Source organism: Agarivorans sp. QJM3NY_30 (assembly GCF_050870855.2).
Classification (GTDB): Bacteria; Pseudomonadota; Gammaproteobacteria; order Enterobacterales; family Celerinatantimonadaceae; genus Agarivorans.
The window spans coordinates 1,397,528-1,417,025 of the sequence record NZ_CP194038.2 but is presented as its reverse complement, the minus strand read 5'-3'; the positions used below and the strand labels follow the sequence as shown (position 1 = coordinate 1,417,025).

General features: G+C 45.4%; 17 protein-coding genes. 6 read left to right on the top strand and 11 right to left on the bottom strand.

What is annotated here, in order from left to right:
• Nucleotides 1-27: 27 nt before the first annotated feature.
• The 9 genes from ACRRSX_RS06500 to ACRRSX_RS06460 all read right to left on the bottom strand — a co-directional run bounded on the left by ACRRSX_RS06500 (nt 28) and on the right by ACRRSX_RS06460 (nt 10,138).
• Nucleotides 28-1,977 (bottom strand): RecQ family ATP-dependent DNA helicase, encoded by a 1,950-nt coding sequence (locus ACRRSX_RS06500; RefSeq protein ID WP_432454007.1) that lies wholly within the window; start codon nt 1,975-1,977, stop codon nt 28-30.
• Between the two features lie 84 nt (nt 1,978-2,061).
• Complete coding sequence (locus tag ACRRSX_RS06495; RefSeq protein WP_432454008.1) at nt 2,062-2,889, bottom strand: polysaccharide lyase family 7 protein; 828 nt, start codon at nt 2,887-2,889, stop codon at nt 2,062-2,064.
• A gap of 202 nt (nt 2,890-3,091) precedes the next feature.
• Nucleotides 3,092-3,829 carry a DUF3307 domain-containing protein gene (locus tag ACRRSX_RS06490; protein WP_432454009.1) on the bottom strand — a complete coding sequence of 246 codons (738 nt, stop codon included), beginning with the start codon at nt 3,827-3,829 and terminating at the stop codon, nt 3,092-3,094.
• The gene (locus tag ACRRSX_RS06485) at nt 3,801-4,463 is read right to left on the bottom strand and encodes a hypothetical protein (protein WP_432454010.1); all 663 of its coding nucleotides are present in this window, start codon (nt 4,461-4,463) and stop codon (nt 3,801-3,803) included. The genes ACRRSX_RS06490 and ACRRSX_RS06485 overlap by 29 nt, the downstream gene beginning before the upstream one ends.
• 74 nt (nt 4,464-4,537) lie before the next feature.
• On the bottom strand, nt 4,538-4,732 hold the full coding sequence (locus ACRRSX_RS06480; RefSeq protein ID WP_432454011.1) for a hypothetical protein: 195 nt from the start codon (nt 4,730-4,732) through the stop codon (nt 4,538-4,540).
• Nucleotides 4,733-5,183: 451 nt separating this feature from the next.
• Nucleotides 5,184-7,628: a beta-glucosidase gene (locus ACRRSX_RS06475; protein ID WP_432454012.1), complete on the bottom strand. Its 2,445-nt coding sequence runs from the start codon at nt 7,626-7,628 to the stop codon at nt 5,184-5,186.
• Between the two features lie 620 nt (nt 7,629-8,248).
• A complete protein-coding gene (locus tag ACRRSX_RS06470; protein ID WP_432454013.1) occupies nt 8,249-8,779 on the bottom strand; it encodes a hypothetical protein in 531 nt (176 codons plus the stop codon).
• Between the two features lie 207 nt (nt 8,780-8,986).
• Entirely contained in the window at nt 8,987-9,343 is a 357-nt protein-coding gene (locus ACRRSX_RS06465) for a GFA family protein (RefSeq protein WP_432454014.1), read from the bottom strand.
• A 195-nt stretch (nt 9,344-9,538) separates the two neighbouring features.
• On the bottom strand, nt 9,539-10,138 hold the full coding sequence (locus tag ACRRSX_RS06460) for a hypothetical protein (protein WP_432454015.1): 600 nt from the start codon (nt 10,136-10,138) through the stop codon (nt 9,539-9,541).
• Between the two features lie 202 nt (nt 10,139-10,340).
• Between ACRRSX_RS06460 and ACRRSX_RS06455 the strand changes: the two genes are divergently transcribed.
• Nucleotides 10,341-10,883: a TetR/AcrR family transcriptional regulator gene (locus tag ACRRSX_RS06455; protein ID WP_432454016.1), complete on the top strand. Its 543-nt coding sequence runs from the start codon at nt 10,341-10,343 to the stop codon at nt 10,881-10,883.
• 208 nt (nt 10,884-11,091) lie between these two features.
• On the opposite strand, the gene ACRRSX_RS06450 is transcribed toward ACRRSX_RS06455, so the two are convergent.
• Both ACRRSX_RS06450 and ACRRSX_RS06445 read right to left on the bottom strand, forming a co-directional pair.
• A complete protein-coding gene (locus ACRRSX_RS06450) occupies nt 11,092-11,580 on the bottom strand; it encodes an AAA family ATPase (RefSeq protein WP_432454017.1) in 489 nt (162 codons plus the stop codon).
• 231 nt (nt 11,581-11,811) lie between these two features.
• Nucleotides 11,812-12,225 (bottom strand): winged helix-turn-helix transcriptional regulator, encoded by a 414-nt coding sequence (locus tag ACRRSX_RS06445; RefSeq protein WP_432454018.1) that lies wholly within the window; start codon nt 12,223-12,225, stop codon nt 11,812-11,814.
• 83 nt (nt 12,226-12,308) lie between these two features.
• Between ACRRSX_RS06445 and ACRRSX_RS06440 the strand changes: the two genes are divergently transcribed.
• The 5 genes from ACRRSX_RS06440 (at nt 12,309) to ACRRSX_RS06420 (ending at nt 19,183) form a co-directional block, all read left to right on the top strand.
• Entirely contained in the window at nt 12,309-13,166 is an 858-nt protein-coding gene (locus tag ACRRSX_RS06440) for an SDR family oxidoreductase (protein WP_432454019.1), read from the top strand.
• Nucleotides 13,167-13,449: 283 nt separating this feature from the next.
• Nucleotides 13,450-13,794 (top strand): hypothetical protein, encoded by a 345-nt coding sequence (locus tag ACRRSX_RS06435; RefSeq protein WP_432454020.1) that lies wholly within the window; start codon nt 13,450-13,452, stop codon nt 13,792-13,794.
• Nucleotides 13,795-14,254: 460 nt separating this feature from the next.
• A complete protein-coding gene (locus tag ACRRSX_RS06430; protein WP_432454021.1) occupies nt 14,255-14,623 on the top strand; it encodes a hypothetical protein in 369 nt (122 codons plus the stop codon).
• A gap of 109 nt (nt 14,624-14,732) precedes the next feature.
• Nucleotides 14,733-16,055 carry an efflux RND transporter periplasmic adaptor subunit gene (locus ACRRSX_RS06425; RefSeq protein ID WP_432454022.1) on the top strand — a complete coding sequence of 441 codons (1,323 nt, stop codon included), beginning with the start codon at nt 14,733-14,735 and terminating at the stop codon, nt 16,053-16,055.
• Nucleotides 16,052-19,183, top strand: coding sequence for an efflux RND transporter permease subunit (locus tag ACRRSX_RS06420; RefSeq protein ID WP_432454023.1), 3,132 nt, complete (start codon nt 16,052-16,054; stop codon nt 19,181-19,183). The genes ACRRSX_RS06425 and ACRRSX_RS06420 overlap by 4 nt, the downstream gene beginning before the upstream one ends.
• Nucleotides 19,184-19,498: the final 315 nt, after the last annotated feature.

Sequence of the window (19,498 nt, the reverse complement as noted above, 5' to 3'; positions counted from 1 at the left end):
TCAAGCCTTTGATCTAAAACAATTCAACTACATTAACTCAGACCACAATCGCTGCACTTGCGTCATAATATCGGCATAGGGTTGTTGCTCACAACGCGCAAAGCCCGGCAACGCTTTAATTTTCAAACGAGTAAATAAAGGCACATGAATACCCGCCAAAAAACGACAAGCTAAGGTTTGGCTAAATGCCCCATCGGCTTTACTGTGTATATGGTGTTGCAAGCCTTGTAAGTCACTCAATAACTGACTTTGATTAGGCACCATCGGAATTTGTGAATGACTCAAGCGAGCCACCTTTCCTCGACATACACTACAGTGACCACAACGCTGCGGTGCCTGCCGATCATCAAAGTATCCCGCGAGTTGGTAACTCAAACAGCTATCTAACTCAAAAAAACCGACTAACTTGGCAATTCGTTGAATTTCTTTGGTTTCTTTATCACAAAAATAATGATGCAAGTTAGCGGCGAGAGTCGGCTCTGCCAACGCGCTTAAATTGAGTTGATAGACCTCGGTAATCTTTTTAGTTTCTAGCTCTATCAAACCTTGCTCATGTAGGTACTCTAGAGCGGCCACCACCCTTGAGCGTTCCGCACGATAACTTTGATATAAGCTGTCGAAGTTTAAGCTACCCCATATTTTCTTCATTTGGGTATGCTCAAAAATGGCCGCAATAAATTGCTGTCGCTCGCCCTTGAACATCGCCAACAACGCTGCCTTGTCTTGAATAAACTTGTAGCGGAAGTCGGCATAGTAGGCATACAAGGGCTTGATCAGCCCCTGCATCTCCATCTGCACCAGCAGGGTCTTTAGCGGTAACTGGCGAATATTTGCAGCACTCGACAAACGATTTAACTGCAACTCCCACTGTTCACCTTGGCCCTCTTGACGAATGTTTTCCAAAACATATTCAATCGCGTTCAGCTCCGGTGTATCACCATAGACAAAGTTTTCCACGGTGCTTAAACCGTCCAGATTGGCCAGTGTCACACACTGCGATGGCAAGCCATCGCGCCCTGCGCGACCAATTTCCTGGCTATAATTTTCAATCGATTTGGGCAAGTCATAATGCACCACAAAACGGATATTGGCTTTATCAACCCCCATGCCAAAAGCAATGGTGGCCACCACGACTTGCAGCTTATCTTGCATGAAATCGTTTTGCGTTTGCTGACGTTGCTCGCTACTAAAACCCGCATGATAGGCTTGGGCGTTAACCTGATGGGCTCGTAAGTAATTGGCTACTTGCTCGGCGGTATGTTGCAGCGTCACATAAACAATACCCGCGCCCTGTTGTTGACTGATCAGCTGCAACAAAGCCTGATCTTTTGCTTGCGAGGTCACCGCCGTCACCGTTAAATCAAGATTACTACGATAGAAGCCAGTCTGTATAATGGCTTGTTCACTGATCGCAAAACGCCGCGCCATATCTAATTTGACTTGCTTGGTGGCAGTTGCTGTTAACAGCAACACCAAGGGAATATTCAGTTGTTCCCGGTAAGTTGGCAATTTCAAATAGTCGGGTCGAAAGTTATGCCCCCATTCCGAGATACAGTGCGCTTCGTCCACCACTAGCATCGATAAAGGCACCGCTTGAATAAATTGGCGGAAGCGCTCATTTTTAAATCGTTCCACCGAAACCATCAGGATCTTGGTTTGGCCACTGCGCACCTCGCTCATCACTTGCTGATTTTGCGCCGGGCTCAAGCTTGAATCAAGGCTAGCCGCCGCAATACCCTTGGCATGTAAAAACTCTAATTGATCTTTAATTAAGGCCAATAAAGGTGAAACTACCAAAGTTAAATGCGGGAGCTGCAAGGCACTAAACTGATAACACAAAGACTTGCCCGAGCCCGTTGGAAAAATGGCTAGGGTCGATTGGCCCGCCAGCAACTGACGAACCGCCTGTTGTTGGCCTGGGCGAAAGGAATCGAAGCCAAAACTGGCCTGAAGTTGCTGCTCTAGGGAAGCGCTCATGAAAAACCTTATGCGGGGTTAACAAGGGAACGAGAAGACCATTAGTATACCGACTATCTCTTAAGCTGTATGCGCCTTAAGCCTTTAATGAGAAACATCTATACGATAAAACGTTGCTTGTACGTAGTCGTCTGGCTCACCCGACTTATTTTGATTGTATACCCCTGCCTTAAAGTACATATATTGACCGCCTTGATCATAACCACTGTACGACATATCGAGCTGTTGCACGATATCCTCATCGCCCGCTTTTTTCAGCGTAACCGTCAGCAAGTTGCCTCTCACCGCAATGCGGTAAGTAAAACGCTCATTCAGCGCAATCCCGTTTTCCGGTTCCGGGGCTGAGCTAGACTTGCTGCCAATCATTTCAATCCACTGATTTTTTCGACCAATGCGGTCATGTGCAAAATAAATAGAACCTTTTTGATGTTGTGGCAGTTTACGATAATAGAGCCGAATTGGTTCATCGTGGTTGGCATGGATTTGCCCGATCACCACTCGCCCCACCTGACGTTTATCACCCGTAGTCGTGACATGATTAACCGCAAGCTCGGCTTCCATCACCCCGTCAACCGCGCCCGCTAAACGTTGATCTTGCTCCGGTGCTGAAGAAAACACCCAATTATTGCGCGTCACCCCTTGGCTTTTGATCTGCTTATCGCCCGCGCGCAGCATTTCGCGTAACTCCGAACGTGTATAGCTGGTATTCGATGAAGTTTTTGGCCCCTGAACGGGCGAGCGAAATACCAAGCGGTCGGCTTTCACTTCAAAATAAGGTGAATACGCAAAGCCCGCAACCAACTCGCGCTCTTTAATATTATCGGCTCGGCCATTGTGCGTCTCATCAACCGGAATACTTAGCATCCAACGCTGTAGGTCAATAACCGCCTGAGCATTAGAAGCCCAAAACATAAGTAACAGAGTCATATTAAAGACGGAGACTATTTTCAATTAAGTTTTCACCAAACCGGAATTAAGACTTTGCTTAGTCTAACGAAAAAGCGTAGACGATGATTTGACAACGCTCGATTTATCATACAATTCAAGAAAAACACTTTAAACTATACTCGATGCCTTTGGCCTGCGCGCAACAAAAAAACTGGCCATACAGCCGCTATTTTCCGATCAAAGCCTTTACCGCCAAACCGACAAATACGCTAATCGCAACACTTAACAAAGTTCCCAGCATCACGTATTCCGTGAGTTTGCGATCACTGTTCCCGGTTAAATCACCGAAGCGAAAAATCGACTTCGCCGCCACAATAAAGCCGATGGCGGCAAACTGGTTTATCAGTACGCAAGTGAGCACTAAGCTGCGCTCGACCATACCAATTGTCTGACCCGCCGAATCGAGGGTCGGTTGACTCGACGGAACACTGGGGGTCCAGCGTTTTAATAACAATGCCAGCAACCATGAACTGGGTTTAAGAACCAACAGGTAAGCCAGCACCACCAGCAGGCCACCCGCATCGACCAGTTGCAGCAACTTTTGGGTAAAGCCTTCCCAATGGTTGGTTAAATCAACCAATAACACCATTAATACGGCCAAATGAATAATTTGTTGTCCGAATAAATAGGCGGCACTCAAAGGTAAGTAAGCGCCAACTAAAGGAATAATGAGGCTTGCAAAGAACAAGGTGATACAAGCCAGTGCTAACTGTATCGAAACGCCGATAAACAAGCTGGTAATGCCCGCAAATAACAGCGTGATAAATAAAGCGCGTATATACAAGGCTGCAGCGCGTAACTTAGTCTGTTGGATCTGCTCGGGCCAACGTCGAGGACTGAGATAAAATTCAAATACAACATAAGCGCAGCCCACACTAGTGAGCATCAATAGTAAGGGTTCCATTAAAAAATTCTTCCGTAAGTTGCCTAAATAGTTGGCGGTATTCGTCGAGAAGCAAATACTGTGATTGATTCAATAATTTGGTGGCATTGACTCGGGAGCTATTCAAACACTTGGCTAAGGCCGCATGGCTTGGCTCGCTGAGCTGCCAATAAGTGGCTAAGGCGTGGGCTTGTTTGACTGTAAGCTCTTGGATCTGCAAATCAACAAACTTGGTGAGTAAGTCAATCCCACGTAAAAACTGCGGATTGTCGGCAAAAATGGCTAAATACTGGCGCTTTAAGCTATCTAAACCGCGCCCCGATAACACAAAGGCTTGACCACTAGAACGCGACACATATTCATCTAAAGGGTCGATTTGGCCAATCCCGATGCCAATGCGAGCATCAAAACCTTGCCGTTTCGAACCAAAAGATTTTAAGGCTAAGCGGATGGTTAAAGCGCAGTCGATAGCGCAACTAGGCTGATTCACCACCAGTTGGAAAGCATCACCACGGAACATTTCATAACGCGCATCATAACGCTCACAAAGTAAGCTTAAGCTTTGGTTTAAGCACTCAATCAGTTCAGCAAAAATGTCCGCTGGTAAGTCGCTGGAGCCCACAATATCTCCACTTAACACTGCAACATCGGCCATAAACATCCTTTAATTGGAGGGTCCCCTCAATGAATAGTAACTCAAATAGATTACATTGTAAAAAGTAACCTTATTTAGTTACTTTTTGCAATGTAAACGATTTTAAAGCGAGGATCACTGTTACCAAAACTTTGGCAAGTTTGATAGTGATTGCTTGCAAGCTGCTCCAGTGGCGTGTTTTGCCAACCATTAGGGGTTCCCCGGAATTCCCATTCTGCCTGAGCAGAAAGAGAAGCGGTTAACAGCCCCAGTAAAACTACCTTGTTCATGATATTTCCTTAATTCGAATGTATCTGTTAGCCAAGCTCTAATGACTCTTTCGGTCATTTCCAGACTGACCATAATCGACTCTTCTGAAAAAGTGCGCATGAAAACAAACAAACTGAGGCTTCAGTCAAATAAACATCTCCAATTTGTGATTGAAAAGGATTTCATTTTATTGTTATACAAATGGCAGTGTTTATATCCTGAATGGTAAATTCATTGAGGATGATTTTGCTATGATCAACTAGCGGGAGTGATGAAACTTATCGCACCAGCCTGCTAAACAAACAACAGTCTGGGCAATAGAAATCGCTAAGCTCGATATAAATAAAAAGGCCCTAGGCCAGTACGACCTAGGGCAAACTCTTAAAAAATGCTACTTAGTTCCTCTGACATGCTACTCACTTTGAGTACGCAGCATCACGATTCAGCCAAGTTAAAGCATTTAATGAGAGGCTACTCGTTTATAGTTATAAAATCGCTGGCCACAACCCCTTCAGCTAAGGCAAGCGCCCCCGGAGTGGTCTCACTAATCACAATCTCATGATTAACCGAGAAGGTAAGCGGTGCTACATTTGAGACATCTGATGATGGTGAAACATAAACACGATAGGTACCGGGTTCAACAATCCATTGATGATGTTCAGCATCAAAACTAGCCAAAGTCTCCGCCGAGATGTTAAAGCTTAAAGTTTGTGATTCACCCGCATTTAAAAGTTTAGTTTTAGCAAATGCTTTTAGCTCAATAGTTGGTTTTTTCAACTTAACTTCGGGTGCTGAAACATACACCTGAGCCGCTTCTTTTCCTGCCACATTGCCTACATTGCTAATCGTTGCGGTCACGGTGACTTGGCCAGACGCACCATCGGAAGCAAAAGTGTTTACACTGATGCCAGTATCGCTATAACTAAAGTCGGTATACGACAAACCATAACCAAATGGGTAGGCGACACTCTTATCAAACGAGGTGTAGTATCGATAACCAACATAAATGCCCTCGTTATAATACGACTTATCCGCCAGCCCATCGGCATCAACATCGACACCGGGGAAAGTTGTTGCCGATGGTACATCAGCATAAGAAGCAGGTATGGTTTGCGCCAATTTACCACTCGGATTGACCTCACCCGAGATAATATCAGCAACCGCGACCCCAGTTTCTTGCCCCCCCATATAGGCGAGAAGAATGGCATCAACTTTACTTCCCCACTGCGAAGTATCGACTAAGCCGTTAACATTCAGTACCACGGTGACCGTTTTACCCTTGGCGTGGAAGGCACTGGATACTGCGTCAATGATTTCCAATTCTTCATCCGTTAACAGATAGTCTCCTTGAGTATTGGTGCGGTCTTCACCTTCACCCGCCTGACGCCCCAAGGTAATGATTGCTGCATCGTTTGATTCAGCCGCTTCTGCGATCAGCGTTGGTAAGTTTGCGTTATCAGAAACCGAAGGTTCATCGGCAAAAAGATAGCTGCCAAGCAAGGCTTGTTTGCTGTAACTGTTTTCGTTGAAGTAATCCGTATAAAAAGTTTTCAAGTCAGCATTTAAGGTGTAGTACTGTGCCAAACCACTGGCAATATCAACGGTATAAGCCGCATTCACATCGCCGCTACCGGTGCCGCCTTTTAAGGTATTAATTTGCACAGTCCCAAATGAGGCTAAGCTTTTACCTTTACTCAACGGTAAGGCTGAAGCATTATTTTGCAAAAGAATCATCCCTTCTGCAGCCGCTTCTCGCGCAAGCGCCGCGTGACTATTTAAGTCTGGATTGTTTGAATAGTCATACTGTTTATAAGACGGTGTTTTTTGTACTTGGGTTAAAATCGCCACCACACTGGTATCGACTTGTTCCTCTGTTAACACACCCTTTTCAAGCGCAGCTTCTAAATCACCTTTCAAATTACCAGGCTCAATTAAATTATTGCCAGCCGCGATTTGTTTGCCAGCTGAGTCTTCATCCCGTCCAACCATGCCGGAAAAGTCAGTTGAAAATCCTGCAACATTGCCAGCAAACCAATCTGACATGACCAAGCCGGTGTAATCCCATTCGTTGCGTAGAATATCGGTAAGTATATCTGCGCGTTGATTGACATAAGTGCCATTAATCAAATTGTAAGGACTCATGATTGCCCACGGCTTCGATTGCTCAACCGCGATTTTAAAACCTCTTAAGTAAATTTCTCGAAGTGTTCTGGGATCGGCAACTGAATCAAGAAAGAAGCGATTGGTCTCGGCATTATTTGCGAAGAAGTGTTTAAGAGTTGCGCCGATGCCATTAGACTGAAGACCGTTCACCATAGCCGAAGCGATCATCCCCGACAAAACCGGATCTTCAGAGTAATACTCAAAATTTCGACCCGATAAAGGGTTACGTTGAATATTCATGCCGGGACCTAACAGTATATCCACGCCATATTCTAAAACTTCATTCCCTTGAGCCTGGCCTACTTGCTCAACTAGCTCGGTATTCCAGGTGGAAGCAAGTAAGGTCCCGATAGGCCAAGCCGTTGCATAGTAAGTACCACCAAGCCCTTCTCTGGTTGGGGATATACGTAAACCAGCGGGGCCATCGGCTAATTTAACCGCCGGGATACTTAAACTATCACTGCTTACCCCGTTAATATAGCCCGCGACACCGTCTACTTGTTTCTCTTCAGGTAGGTTAATTGGATCGATCCCAGCATAAGTGCTTAAATCCATCCCAGGGCCCGCAACAATATCGAGCTTCTCACTGATGCTCAAATCTTTAAGCATAGATTCTGCGAGTGTTTTATAATAAGTGTCACTGGTTCTGTCTACTGTGACTTCGTCATCATCGTTACACCCAGCAATCATGCCACTCAAAGTAATGGTCACGGCCAATGCAACAAGACCTACTTTGGGTTTTAGCTCTAACATATCCTTCACTCCTTGATCTAATTTTATTAGTTTTTATACGGTAAAATTGCTGGTGACATGAATATGGAAGCGCATCCAAAGAATTTCTCTCAATGACGATATCGCGCATATTTTTTCAACACACAGCTAATCTACAACCATTTGATTCTATAGAGTAAAGACCACCATAAGCTTTACCCAGAGGAGCAAAATTTACCTTTGAGGGGCTAAAACTTTGTTTTAAGAGGTGCTAGGGAAAATTACAATTGGTTACAAATTGTCACATATAGCAAGGAATGATTGACCCGTTTAATTTTGACACTTGATATGTTCCAGATAAAAGCTTACTAGGCGCAGCCAGCAGTGTGCCGTAAAGTGAAGCGAGCAAAGACACTCAAGCCTTTCTTTTAAAAATTGGCAGAGGTTCGCCATGAACCACTCCAATAACTGGGTAATATAAATTTTCGTTAATAAATAAGCGGATAAGGAGTGACCGAAGACACCTCAACAGCGAAACCTTTAAACACAACTTATTTTAAAAGGGATCCGTGTAGCAGCTTAGATTGGTTGTTTAAGGGAGGGGAATTAGTTATCACCATCATTGACACTATAGAGGCGTCAATGATGGTCGAAGCCACCTATTATCCGGCGGCCTGCTTGCTTGAGTTTTGCCAAATAGTATCGAATTGCAGGATCCCTTCGGGAATGTCTATAGCGTCAAGGTATTCAGAATTCAGGACAATCCGACTTTCAATTTTATCTGACGCAACAAGAAGTGATTCAAGCATAGTAATTCTCTCTGGCGGTTCAATCCCAGACATGATGAAATCTTTATCGTGAGCTGACAAACAGCGAACCAAGAACTGCCCTTCCGAGGTGCATGCGGGATTCCTGCGCTTAAGGGCTTGGGCAAGCGGCGCAGGAATATTATCTTCGATCAAAACGCCTACCAACAAAAGTCCCTCCCATCCATCGGCCTGACCAAGAGCCTTGCCTTGAAAAATCGGTTTAAACTCTGAATTGCAGACTTCAATCCAGTCTTTCCATTGCGCAACACACGCTTCAATCTCACTTTTATTGAAGGGCTTTTGTGCTTGGCGGCTTTCGGTTCGCCAATAAAAAAACATCAAGATAATGATAGCCAACAAGGCAATGACAACTGCAATGCCCATACGCATATCCTTTAAGAAGAAAGTTAATCTTAATAACAAAAAATACTATATTTTCTATGAGTATATCGGTGAAATAGTGAGCAAAGAGATCGTTATCTCATCACCCTTTGTTATGACGCATGTAGTAGAATCAAGCGTGATAAGGCACCAATAATAAATTAGTGCAGTAAACTCTCACAGTTTAGTCATTTAGGCTTGGTATACGCTTCATTTCATGCCTGCGCCAACGGTTGCTCTTACAGGTATATCTTTGGGCTCAAAATCATCCAGGCAAAACACATTGATCCCAAGATAATCAGGCGTCACCCGCTTTCGATGAAACGGGTAAATACCGCAGATTTTACAGAAAAAATGTTTCGCGGTATGGCTATGGAATTGATACTCGCTCAACGATGACTCACCGGTAAGTAGAGTAAACTCAGTTTCATGAACCTTCACCATTAAAGCGTTTTTACGTCGACAAATAGAACAATCACAGGTCGTTAGTTCACTAAAGTCACTGTTTATTTTGAACTTAACTGAACCACAGTGGCAACTGCCAATGTATTCCTTCGCTGGTTTCATCACTATCCCTTGATATTTAAGCCATCTACCCTAAATGGATAAATAGCATTACCATTGCACAGCACCGAATTCAACCTCTGTATCGAGTGATGTCGAAAGTTTACGATAACTATCAACCACAACGATCAATACATCAAAGCGCTTACCCAAATAAAGCATTTAGCCAAGACACAATAAATCTATCGTTAACCACAATCACACTTCATCGCTTGGCCGGTAAGGCTCTTCTTGCGGTAAATGGCTCACCAACAACTTAAGATAAAACATCGGTAAAAACCATTCGAGACCTAAGGCTGCGGGTAATACATAGAGCGAAATCAACAAGGCTCCAGAATACAAGGCCATCGCCATAGGCCTTTGCAAATATAAAACGGTCGTTAAAATCAGCCAAGCCGCACCCATCATATAAAGCCCAGCAATACCAATCCAGACAAAATCAAAATCTAAGAAACACCACGAAATCAAACTCAATTGGAGAAAATGCAGCGCAATAAAATTCAGGTGTTGTTTGCGTCCCTGCCCCACTCGGTGATACCAGCGCTTTGCACTAGAAGTAGCATTGGTAATAATTCCACCCATCACATCAAATGCAATCAAGGCCGCCACTATGTTTTGCCACCAAGTCCACTCAGCACCAAGTTGCCAAGCGTTCAGTAAAGCGGCAATTGCAGCAACAGCTGGAATGATGGTTTGCAAGCCCCACTCAGCCCGAGTAGCTCCAGGGCCAATAAATTTATCGATCGCGCCAGCAAGACCGCGGCGAGGTTGGGGATAACGCCAATTAATAAACATCATATAATTCCTTTCGAGCTTATCTGTGAGCCAATATTCAGAGGTCTAAAATCGAAATAAGCAGCAATAGCATGATATACAGCAGTTCATGATCTGGGATTGTACTTAAGCACTTGGCATTTTAGACCAACTGGACTATAAAATATCAGCTTGCGACTGATTTGCCAAAGACTTATAGTCCAAACGGACTATAAAAGGACAGGTTATGCCCAAAATTGTCGATCGCCAGCAGTACCAACAAAAGCTTGCCACGCAAGCTGCACAGCTGTTCTTAAAGCACGGTTACTCACAACTTGGCATGCGCCAACTGGCTCTAGAATTAGGCTTGTCGAAAAGCGCGCTATACCATTACTTTCCTAGTAAAGAGAGTTTATTTTCTGCAAGTCTCGAGGCCATCACTCTGCAAGGCATGCAATTATCGCAGCTCTGCTTAACCGCGCCTTTAACTGAACGAGTTGATGCGCTGCTATCACTGATGCAACAAATTGAACAACGGTTTGCTAATGAAATAGGGTTAGTACTCGACTACATTCGAGGCATGAATAGCCAGCAAGTTCGTGCTGATCAGCATATGCAACTCGCCGAAAAAAAGTACCTTGAACTCATTGCTCAATATGTCGGAGAGCAATCAGCAAAAAAAACCTACCACATTTTGATGGGAGTGATGTTGGGCCGTTTAATGGATGGGCAAACAACCACTTGGGATGAAGCTAAAATTTGGCTGTTAAGTGCGCTCAATACGCCTTAGCACTGCTCCAGTAGATTTAAAAAGTCTGTTCTGTCACAAGTTCAAACGACAGCCATTAATAGAGTCACTTCGGCAATCTCACCGATAGTGCTCTAAACGGATGCTTTGCCTAGACTAAATACTAGTCATAGGGCGAAGCAGCAGCCGAAACAAATCATAATGTCGTGCGAACCCGATTCATATCAAGCGATACAATAAAAACCAAGACTTAATGCTCAGCCCCAATCACAAGGTCATATTCCTCAGGACTCGGTGTTTCAAAGTAACTATCGAACAAACTCACATCCTTTTCTTCTATTTTAAAAGAATGGGGATCAGAGTCCGCATTGCGTAGGCGGTTTCGCGCCAGGCGCTCTTCATCGGTCAGCGAAAAGTAAATCATGCTAACCACCATACCTTGCGCTTCAAAAAAACGCTTCGCTTGTACGCGTGCGGCTCGGCTCCAAAAACCCCAATCGATGTAAACATCGATCCCCAAATTTAATAACTTTAAGGCTAAGTTCTGTTGGTAAGCACAACAACTATCATAGCTATCGTCAATTTGCTCTCGAGTTGGCTCTGGGCCAAAAATACTAAGATGTAACTCGTCTAACGACAACAAAATAGCCCTCCCTTGCTGAACCTGTTTTCTGGCATAGGTGGTCTTGCCACTCGCAACTTTTCCGCATAACAGGTAAACCCGCCCCACTTGCTTCATTAAGTTTTCTCCTAAATTCGTTTCGAGACCGAGAATCATGGCTTGCAATTTAAAGGACGAAGAATAACTCTTTAGTCTCGCAAGAGAGACTAAATCTTCCCCCCTATACTTGTAAAGCACTCTCCTTTTGGCGATGGAAAGCGAATCATAAACTGCAACAAACAAATGAGGCGCTCCTTCACCACGGAACGGATTAAACAAGGACCCATTTTTAATGGTGGCACGCCGGAATCAGCTTAGCTTGCGATGCGACAAAATGTCTTGAATATGCTCTTCGAGCCAATCCGCCAAACCCACCACATGCACCGCAACTTCGGCACCCAAGGGCGTTAAACTATACTCCACATGAGGTGGTACAACCTGAAAATCAGTACGCTGTACAAAACCATCTTGTTCCAGCATTTTTAAGGTTTGTGCCAACATTTTTTCACTCACCCCCTGGATAAGACGGCGTAACTCACTAAATCGATAAGCTGGTCCTTGGTTCAGTTTAAGGGCTATCAGCACCAAGCCGCCCCACCGATTGGTGATATGTTTTAAGACTTCGCGTGAGGGGCATTGAGCAGAAAAAACATCACCACGGGTGAAACGCTCTGAAAACCCTACTTTTGGCTGCTGGCCATATTCTTCATCCACTCTTTTCATACTTACCTTTTGGTGCGTACTTACTATATGTTAGCGAGTCGTTTATTCTACGCCTCAACGCGAGAAAATTAATAGGAGAAAATATGATTTTAATTACAGGTGCCACTGGTCAACTTGGACGTTTAGTAATTGACGCTCTATTAAAAAGAACCGATGCCAGTCAAATTGTTGCTGCCGTGCGCAACCTTGACAACGCAAAAGACTTCGCTGAAAAAGGGATCCAGCTCCGACTTGCTGACTACGATCAACCAGAAACACTGAACACAGCATTTAAAGGTATCACTAAGTTATTATTGATTTCTTCAAGTGATATGCAGAATCGACAATCTCAGCATCACAATGTCATTACCGCCGCCAAACTTGCGGGCATCCCTTTTATTGCCTATACCAGCCTATTAAACGCGGATAGCTCCCCCTTAGCACTGGCAGCAGATCATATTGCAACGGAAAAACTATTAGCAGAATCAGGGATCCCTCACGCCCTATTGCGCAACGGCTGGTATACCGAAAACTACACAATGAATATTCCTATGGCCCTAACCCACGGTGTGATATGTGGTAGTTCAGCTGACGGTAAATATTCAACCGCTCCCCGCCTCGATTATGCAGAAGCCGCAGCGGTAGTGCTCACCAGCGATAAACAAGCAGGTAAGGTTTACGAATTAGCCGGCGATAAAGCATTTACACTTAGTGAATACGCGGCAGCAGTTAGCAAAGCAGCTGGCCAAGTCATTGCTTATAAAGATATGCCAGAAGCAGAGTTTGCTCAGTTATTACTTGGCGCGGGCTTACCAGAAGGATTTGCCACTCTTTTGGCTAATTCAGAGGTTGGTGCAGCCAAAGGTGGACTCTATAGTGAAAGCCGCGACCTGTCACGCCTCATTGGTCGTCCAACCATTGCCCTTGAAGATACCATCAAAGCCACGCTTGAAGGCATTTGATGACAAATGGTCTGCGTCCACGATAACATTGTAAATGGGGTAAACTTCGGCGTTCTCGCTCAAGTTTGCCCTCAGCGATGAGTCGAAATTCTAGTACAAATATTTAGACCGCCATTCTAATTGGCGGGTTGTTCAATTGAAGCCCTAAGGTGGGGCTGTCTTGAATATCTCTTTGAATATCTTTTGAATATCGTCCTTCTACTTATATGAATATCCTAAGGATTATGAGGGGATTCGCTAGAGTGCGGCGTTATGTGAGCCTCAATTTTATGGCATTTATATTATGAACAACTTATTTACATATGTATCGATAATAACCAACTCACTCGAAAATCAATTGATTGTTGAGCGAAATCTTGTAAATGAGTTAGTTGAAGATGATGGGGTTGTTACTCAATATTCAGAGCAAATAGTTAAGTTTAGAAATGGTGTAACGATAAAGCAGAGTATTGAGAAGGACGTTGAATCTTCGAATACAGAAGTGGCTTGTGAAGAATCCTTTATCAATTATGAAGTTTTATTTGAGCCTGAAGATTATGACATTAACCCAAAGCGTAAAAATTTTATTAATCATTGCCAAGAAGCATTTTGGGTAAAAATAAGTACAGTACAAAACGCAAATACATAATCAAGTAGCCGCAGGTATCTAACCTCTGGCCCCTCCACCTGTATACAGCTCCGCACTGGGCTTATCCTGAAAATGTTTAAAATACAATGGCCGATTAACGCCTTTGTATTCCAATGGCATCTCCTGATTTAGCGCCATCGTTCTAAGAAAACGATAAAAAAGGTAATGGCATATTTGTCAGGTTTCTCATTTGTTAGCTCAAGTTCTTTTTGGCAGCCGAGTGTCAATCACCAATCTGAGTCGATTTGAAGAAAGGTTAATTGAGTTACAACAAACATTAAATAAGGCACCAAACGATACCCTCCCTTCTCAGCACTTAGCATCGCTTCACACCCAACAAGAATACGAACACATACCATTTACACCCTTATTTAATTGATATTTTACAAGTATTTACATTGACTGACGTTGCCATACATTCAAATCGCTATCCTTTAAATAACTAAACAAGAGGGGATACATGATGAACAGCAAATTAACTATTTCAGCAATTGCCGCCTTAGGTCTTGTTCTTAGCCTCGGAGCTTATGCCACAGCTAAAGGCAATAACAACAGTAGTCAGCGCCAACAAATGCCAGCCTACACAACAATGGATACCAATCAGGACCAACGGATTAGTGCAGACGAGTTTCATGCCTTTAAGGCCCAGCGTATCGCACAACAAACCGAAGCCGGTCGCAATTTAAAAAACATAGCCAACTCGCCGACCTTTGAAAGCCTAGATAGTAATGGCGATCAATTCCTCGACCAGAATGAATTAAATCACCAACGAGGAATGCGACAAGGTGGTCAAAGAGAAGGTGGCCAAGGAAAAGGACGAGCCTTCTAATCGAAGCTAAGCCACTGCTTACCCAGTGGCTTCTTTATTTAGAGCTTTAAATACAACTTTTAAAACACAAAAAAACACGTATTACATGTGATTGTCCAAGGAGAGCGACATGTCCCACTTCAGCTGGAAGCAGAGACTCGTGATTATTCCCCCCCTGATACTTGGTGGCCTGTTCCTTGCCTTTGCTTCAAGTATGAAAGCCGAGCCGCCAGCGGCCTCTCAAGCGCCTCCCAAAAAGGTGGTGCGAGTCCTTAAAGTGCTGCCACGTAAAATTCAGCCAATGGTACAAGGTTATGGTTACACCGAACCCGAGCAACAGTGGCAGGCGCAAGCAGAATTAGAAGGGACAGTTCTTTGGGTCCATCAGGATTTTGCCGATGGCGGAGTGATCCAGCAGGGGGCGGTGATTCTCAAGCTCGATCCATCCACTTATCAGCTGGAAGTCGCGAAGTTGAATGCCGAGATTGCAGTGGCCCAGCTTAAAGACCGCACGATTAGCGAATCGCTGAACATTGCCGTGCAAGAATATGAGCTGCAAAAATCCGAGTATCAGCGGATTCTAAAATTAAGCAGCACCGGGCACATTTCAAAAACTGAAAAAGACAACGCAAGCCACCAACTGCTCAGTAGCCAACAGCAACTGCAAACCCTAAAAAACAGTCTGGTGATCAATCAGGCGGAGCAGCAGGTTTTACAAATACAGTTGGCTCAGGCCGAGCGAGACCTCATCAATACCAGCATTGTTGCCCCCTTTGCTCTGCGCATTACCGAGACCTTGGTCGATAAGGCAGAATACGTTAGCAAGGGGCAAACTTTACTTCGTGCCGACGGGATCAGTGCGGTTGAGGTTAAGGCTCAGTTTCCCTTAGGCAAAATGCGCCCGCTACATCAGGCCACAGCCCTTGCGCCCATGGAAGATACTGCGCATAACAATTTAAGCGCGCGGGTCTCACTCAAGGTGGGCGAACAGCTGGTCCATTGGCAGGCACAGGTCAGTCGCTCCGGAGGGCAAATTGATGCGCAAACCCAGAGTCAAAGCATTGTGGTTCACATCGATAATCCTTATCAGCAAGCCAAACCCGGTGAAAAACCGCCGTTGATCCGCGATACCTTCGTGCAAGTCACGCTCAAAGCACCGGTATTAAACGAGCAGCTGCTGATCCCAGCCAATGCCGTTCACAATGATCAGGTCTATCTGGTCGGTCAAGAAGGCAAACTGGTGATTCGGCCAGTTAAGGTCGCCTTTATTCAACAGCAAATTGCGGTGATCCAATCGGGTCTGCAGGCCAATGATAAGGTGGTCTTAAGTCAGCTTTCACCGGCAGTTACAGGCATGCAACTAAAACCGCAGGTCGATCCTAAAATTCAAGCATGGCTGGATAAAACCACTGGGTTTAAAGCGTCGAAGCCGCAAAGTATGGAGGGTCAATGATGATTGCCTTATTTGCTCGCCATGCCACCGGTGCCAATGTATTGATGCTAGCGCTACTGTTACTCGGTGCCTTTGCGCTTCCCAAATTACAGAAAGATACCTTTCCTCTCACCCCGACTAAAGATGTTGAAATTCGGGTTAATTATCCCGGCGCTTCTCCCTACGAGGTACTCGAAGAAATTTGCCTACCACTGGAAGATGCCATCGACAAACTCAATGGGATTAAAGAGCTCAGCTGTGATGCCAGAGAAAACTTAGCCATCGCCAATGCCGAAATTAATTCTGGCGAAGACATCGACATCATCACCGCCGACATTCAGCAGCAGGTGAATGCCATTCACGATTTTCCGGCACGGGTTGAACAAATCAGCGTCAGTAAATTGGACCGGGTTGCCACAGTTGCCGGTGTGGCGATTCGTGGCGATATGTCGGCGCGTGATCTTTACCTGTTTGCGCAAGCAGTGAAGCAGCGTTTAAAAGCCAATCCGATGATTGCTCAGGTCAGTGTCGGCGGATTTTCCGAACAAGAAATAGAAATTCGAGTGTCTGACTGGACGCTCAAACAATATGGCCTGAGTATTGCCGATCTCTCGGCGGTGGTTGAGCAACAAAACCTGAATGCGCCAGCCGGAGTGTTTCGCAGCGACTTGGCTGAGACCAGCGTGCGCCTAGTACAACAGAGTAACAGTGTCGACGAAATAAAAAACATCATCATTAAAAGTAGTGAATTGGGCTCCCAACTGCGACTCGGCGATATTGCAGAGGTGGAGCAAAAATTTGCGCTCGATGAAGATAAAATATTATTCGAAGGCCAGCGCGCGGCGATCTTACAGATCTCAAAAAGCAACGCTCAAGACTCGCTCAAGGTCAAAGCGGCATTAGAGAGCTTAGTGGCGAAAGAGCAAGCCATGGCACCGCAGGGGGTCAGTTTCGATATCACTCAAGACCTTAGTGTCAACATCAAAGAACGTTTACGCATTCTTAGCAGCAACGGCATACAGGGTTTGCTATTGGCCTTCCTGATGTTATGGGCCTTCTTTAATATTCGCTTTAGTTTTTGGGTCGCGATGGGCTTACCGGTGTCCTTTCTGGGTTCAATTTTTGTGATGCACGTGCTCGGTTATACCATCAACATGATGACCATGGTCGGCCTGATCGTCGCCATTGGTTTATTGATGGATGATTCTTTAATTATTGCCGAGAACATTGCCGCGAAGCGCCAAGCAGGGATGCCGCCGATAGAAGCGGCCATTGTGGGTAGTAAACAAGTGTTCCCCGGCGTGCTGGCCTCCTTTGCCACGACTCTGATGGTGATTGGTCCGTTGATGTTTTTAAGCGGGAAAATGGGCGAAGTACTGCGCTATATACCAATTATTTTACTCATCACCCTATTGGTGAGCTTAGTCGAAGCGCTGCTGATCCTCCCCTCGCACCTTGCCCACAGTGACTTGCAGGCGAAACCGGATCCAGTGCGCGCACGTTTTATTGCAGGCTTTGAAAAATTAAGAGATGGCCTGTTTGTCCCACTGTCGATGAAAGCGATGCGCGCGCCTTATTTCACCTTAGGTTTATTGTTCATGGCAGTGCTTGTGTCCAGTGCAACCTTCTCTGCCGGCTGGTTGAAATTTAAGGCCATGCCCGCCTTGGAGAGTGATACCTTGCAGGCTCGTATTCTGCTTTCACAAGGCAGTTTACTCAGCCAAACTGAAACGGTCGTTGAAAAAGTATCGGCGGCTTTAGTGCAGCTGAATCAAGATTATGCCGAGGCTTTTCCTCAGTCTGAAGCGCTAATTAATAGCACGACCATCACTTACAACAGTAATCTAGACGCCAATGAATCGGGGCCTCATATGGCGACGGTGAGTGCCGATCTGCTACCCGCGCAATTTCGCCAACAGAGTATTAAGAGCTTGATCCAAAGCTGGAAAGAGAAAGTGGGGCCAGTCGCCGATGTGGTGTCACTCAAGTTCACCGATAAAGAAAGAGGGATTGCCGGCAATGGTATCGATATTCGAGTGCAAGGCGCTTCCTTAGATGATCTGGATCAGGTGAGCCGCTCACTGATTAAATGGCTGAAAGGTTTCGATGGCGTGTTTAACTTGTCCAGCGACCTGCGCAAAGGCAGAACTGAGATCCTGGTGAGCCTAAAAGATCAAGCGGGAGTGATGGGCGTGAACGCCGCGCAAATTGCCCAAACTCTAAGCAGTGCGGTTAAAGGCAGTACCGAGCTCACGGTGTTTCAACAGGCCGAAACCCTAGACATTACGGTGCGCCTCGCTGATTTCACCGCCCAGGCTAGCTTACAAGGGCTAAAAGACTTAGCCGTGACTGCCAGTAATGGGCGTTTGGTGCCACTCTCCAGCGTAGCTGAATTTAGCGAGCAACAGGCTTACTCACGAATCAACCGGATCAATGGCAATAACACCGTCACGGTGCAGGGTAATATTAATACCAATGTGGCCAATGCCAGAGAAATCATGCAGCAGTTTTATCGAGAGTTTGTCCCCAATGTGCAGCAGAAGTTTCCCGAACTTAGTTTTGTCTCGCAAGGGCAAGATAAGGAAAGTGCCGACACCGGTCGCTCGTTATTAACCTTCTTTATCTTGGGAGTGATAGGTATCTACTTGATCCTCACCTTCCTGTTTCAAAGTTACAGCCAACCTCTGGCGGTATTGCTGGCCATCCCCATGGGCTGGATAGGAGTCGTCTGGGGTCACCTTGGTATGGGGCTCGATTTAACTATTCCCAGCTTGGTTGGCTTTGCCACCCTTGCCGGGATCGTGGTGAACGATAATATTCTACTGGTGAACTTTGTGAAACAAAATATCGCTCAAGGGGGAAGCTTGATGGAGGCCTGTCAGGCCGCAGTCCACGACCGTTTTCGGGCGATTTTCATCACCTCTTTAACCACCTTTGCCGGCTTATTGCCCTTATTAACGGAAACCAGCACTCAGGCACAATTTCTGATCCCGCTGATTGCCAGTATCGCCTTTGGTTTGATCTCGGCCACCCTGTTGGCTTCGATCATCGTGCCTTGCGTACTGTTAATACTGGATGATTTGAACTGGAGCAAGTTTAATCAAGTGCCATCACCAGCAAATATCCAACCACCGATGACAACGGAGTAAAAGAAAACTGACAACAAGCCATTGCTGCAGCCCATCTTAGGCAAAGTGTCGGCGCACAAGTCCGTCGCTCACTGTCAAGATGGGTGATCTGTGCGAAACCCAATGATAGTGTGCTGCGCAACGGCTCATGAACAAAAGCTCAATAAAGAATTCTTAGCACCTCATCTGCCTTTATTCAGCGACAGAATCAAGCCAAAATCAGCACTCAAAAACTGTTTTTCCTTTAGATAAAGGTATAAGGGTAATCCAAAGAAAACACCGATGATTAAAGTTTCCAGCATGGCGAAGCTTCAAGCTTTCACCTGACGCCTTTGC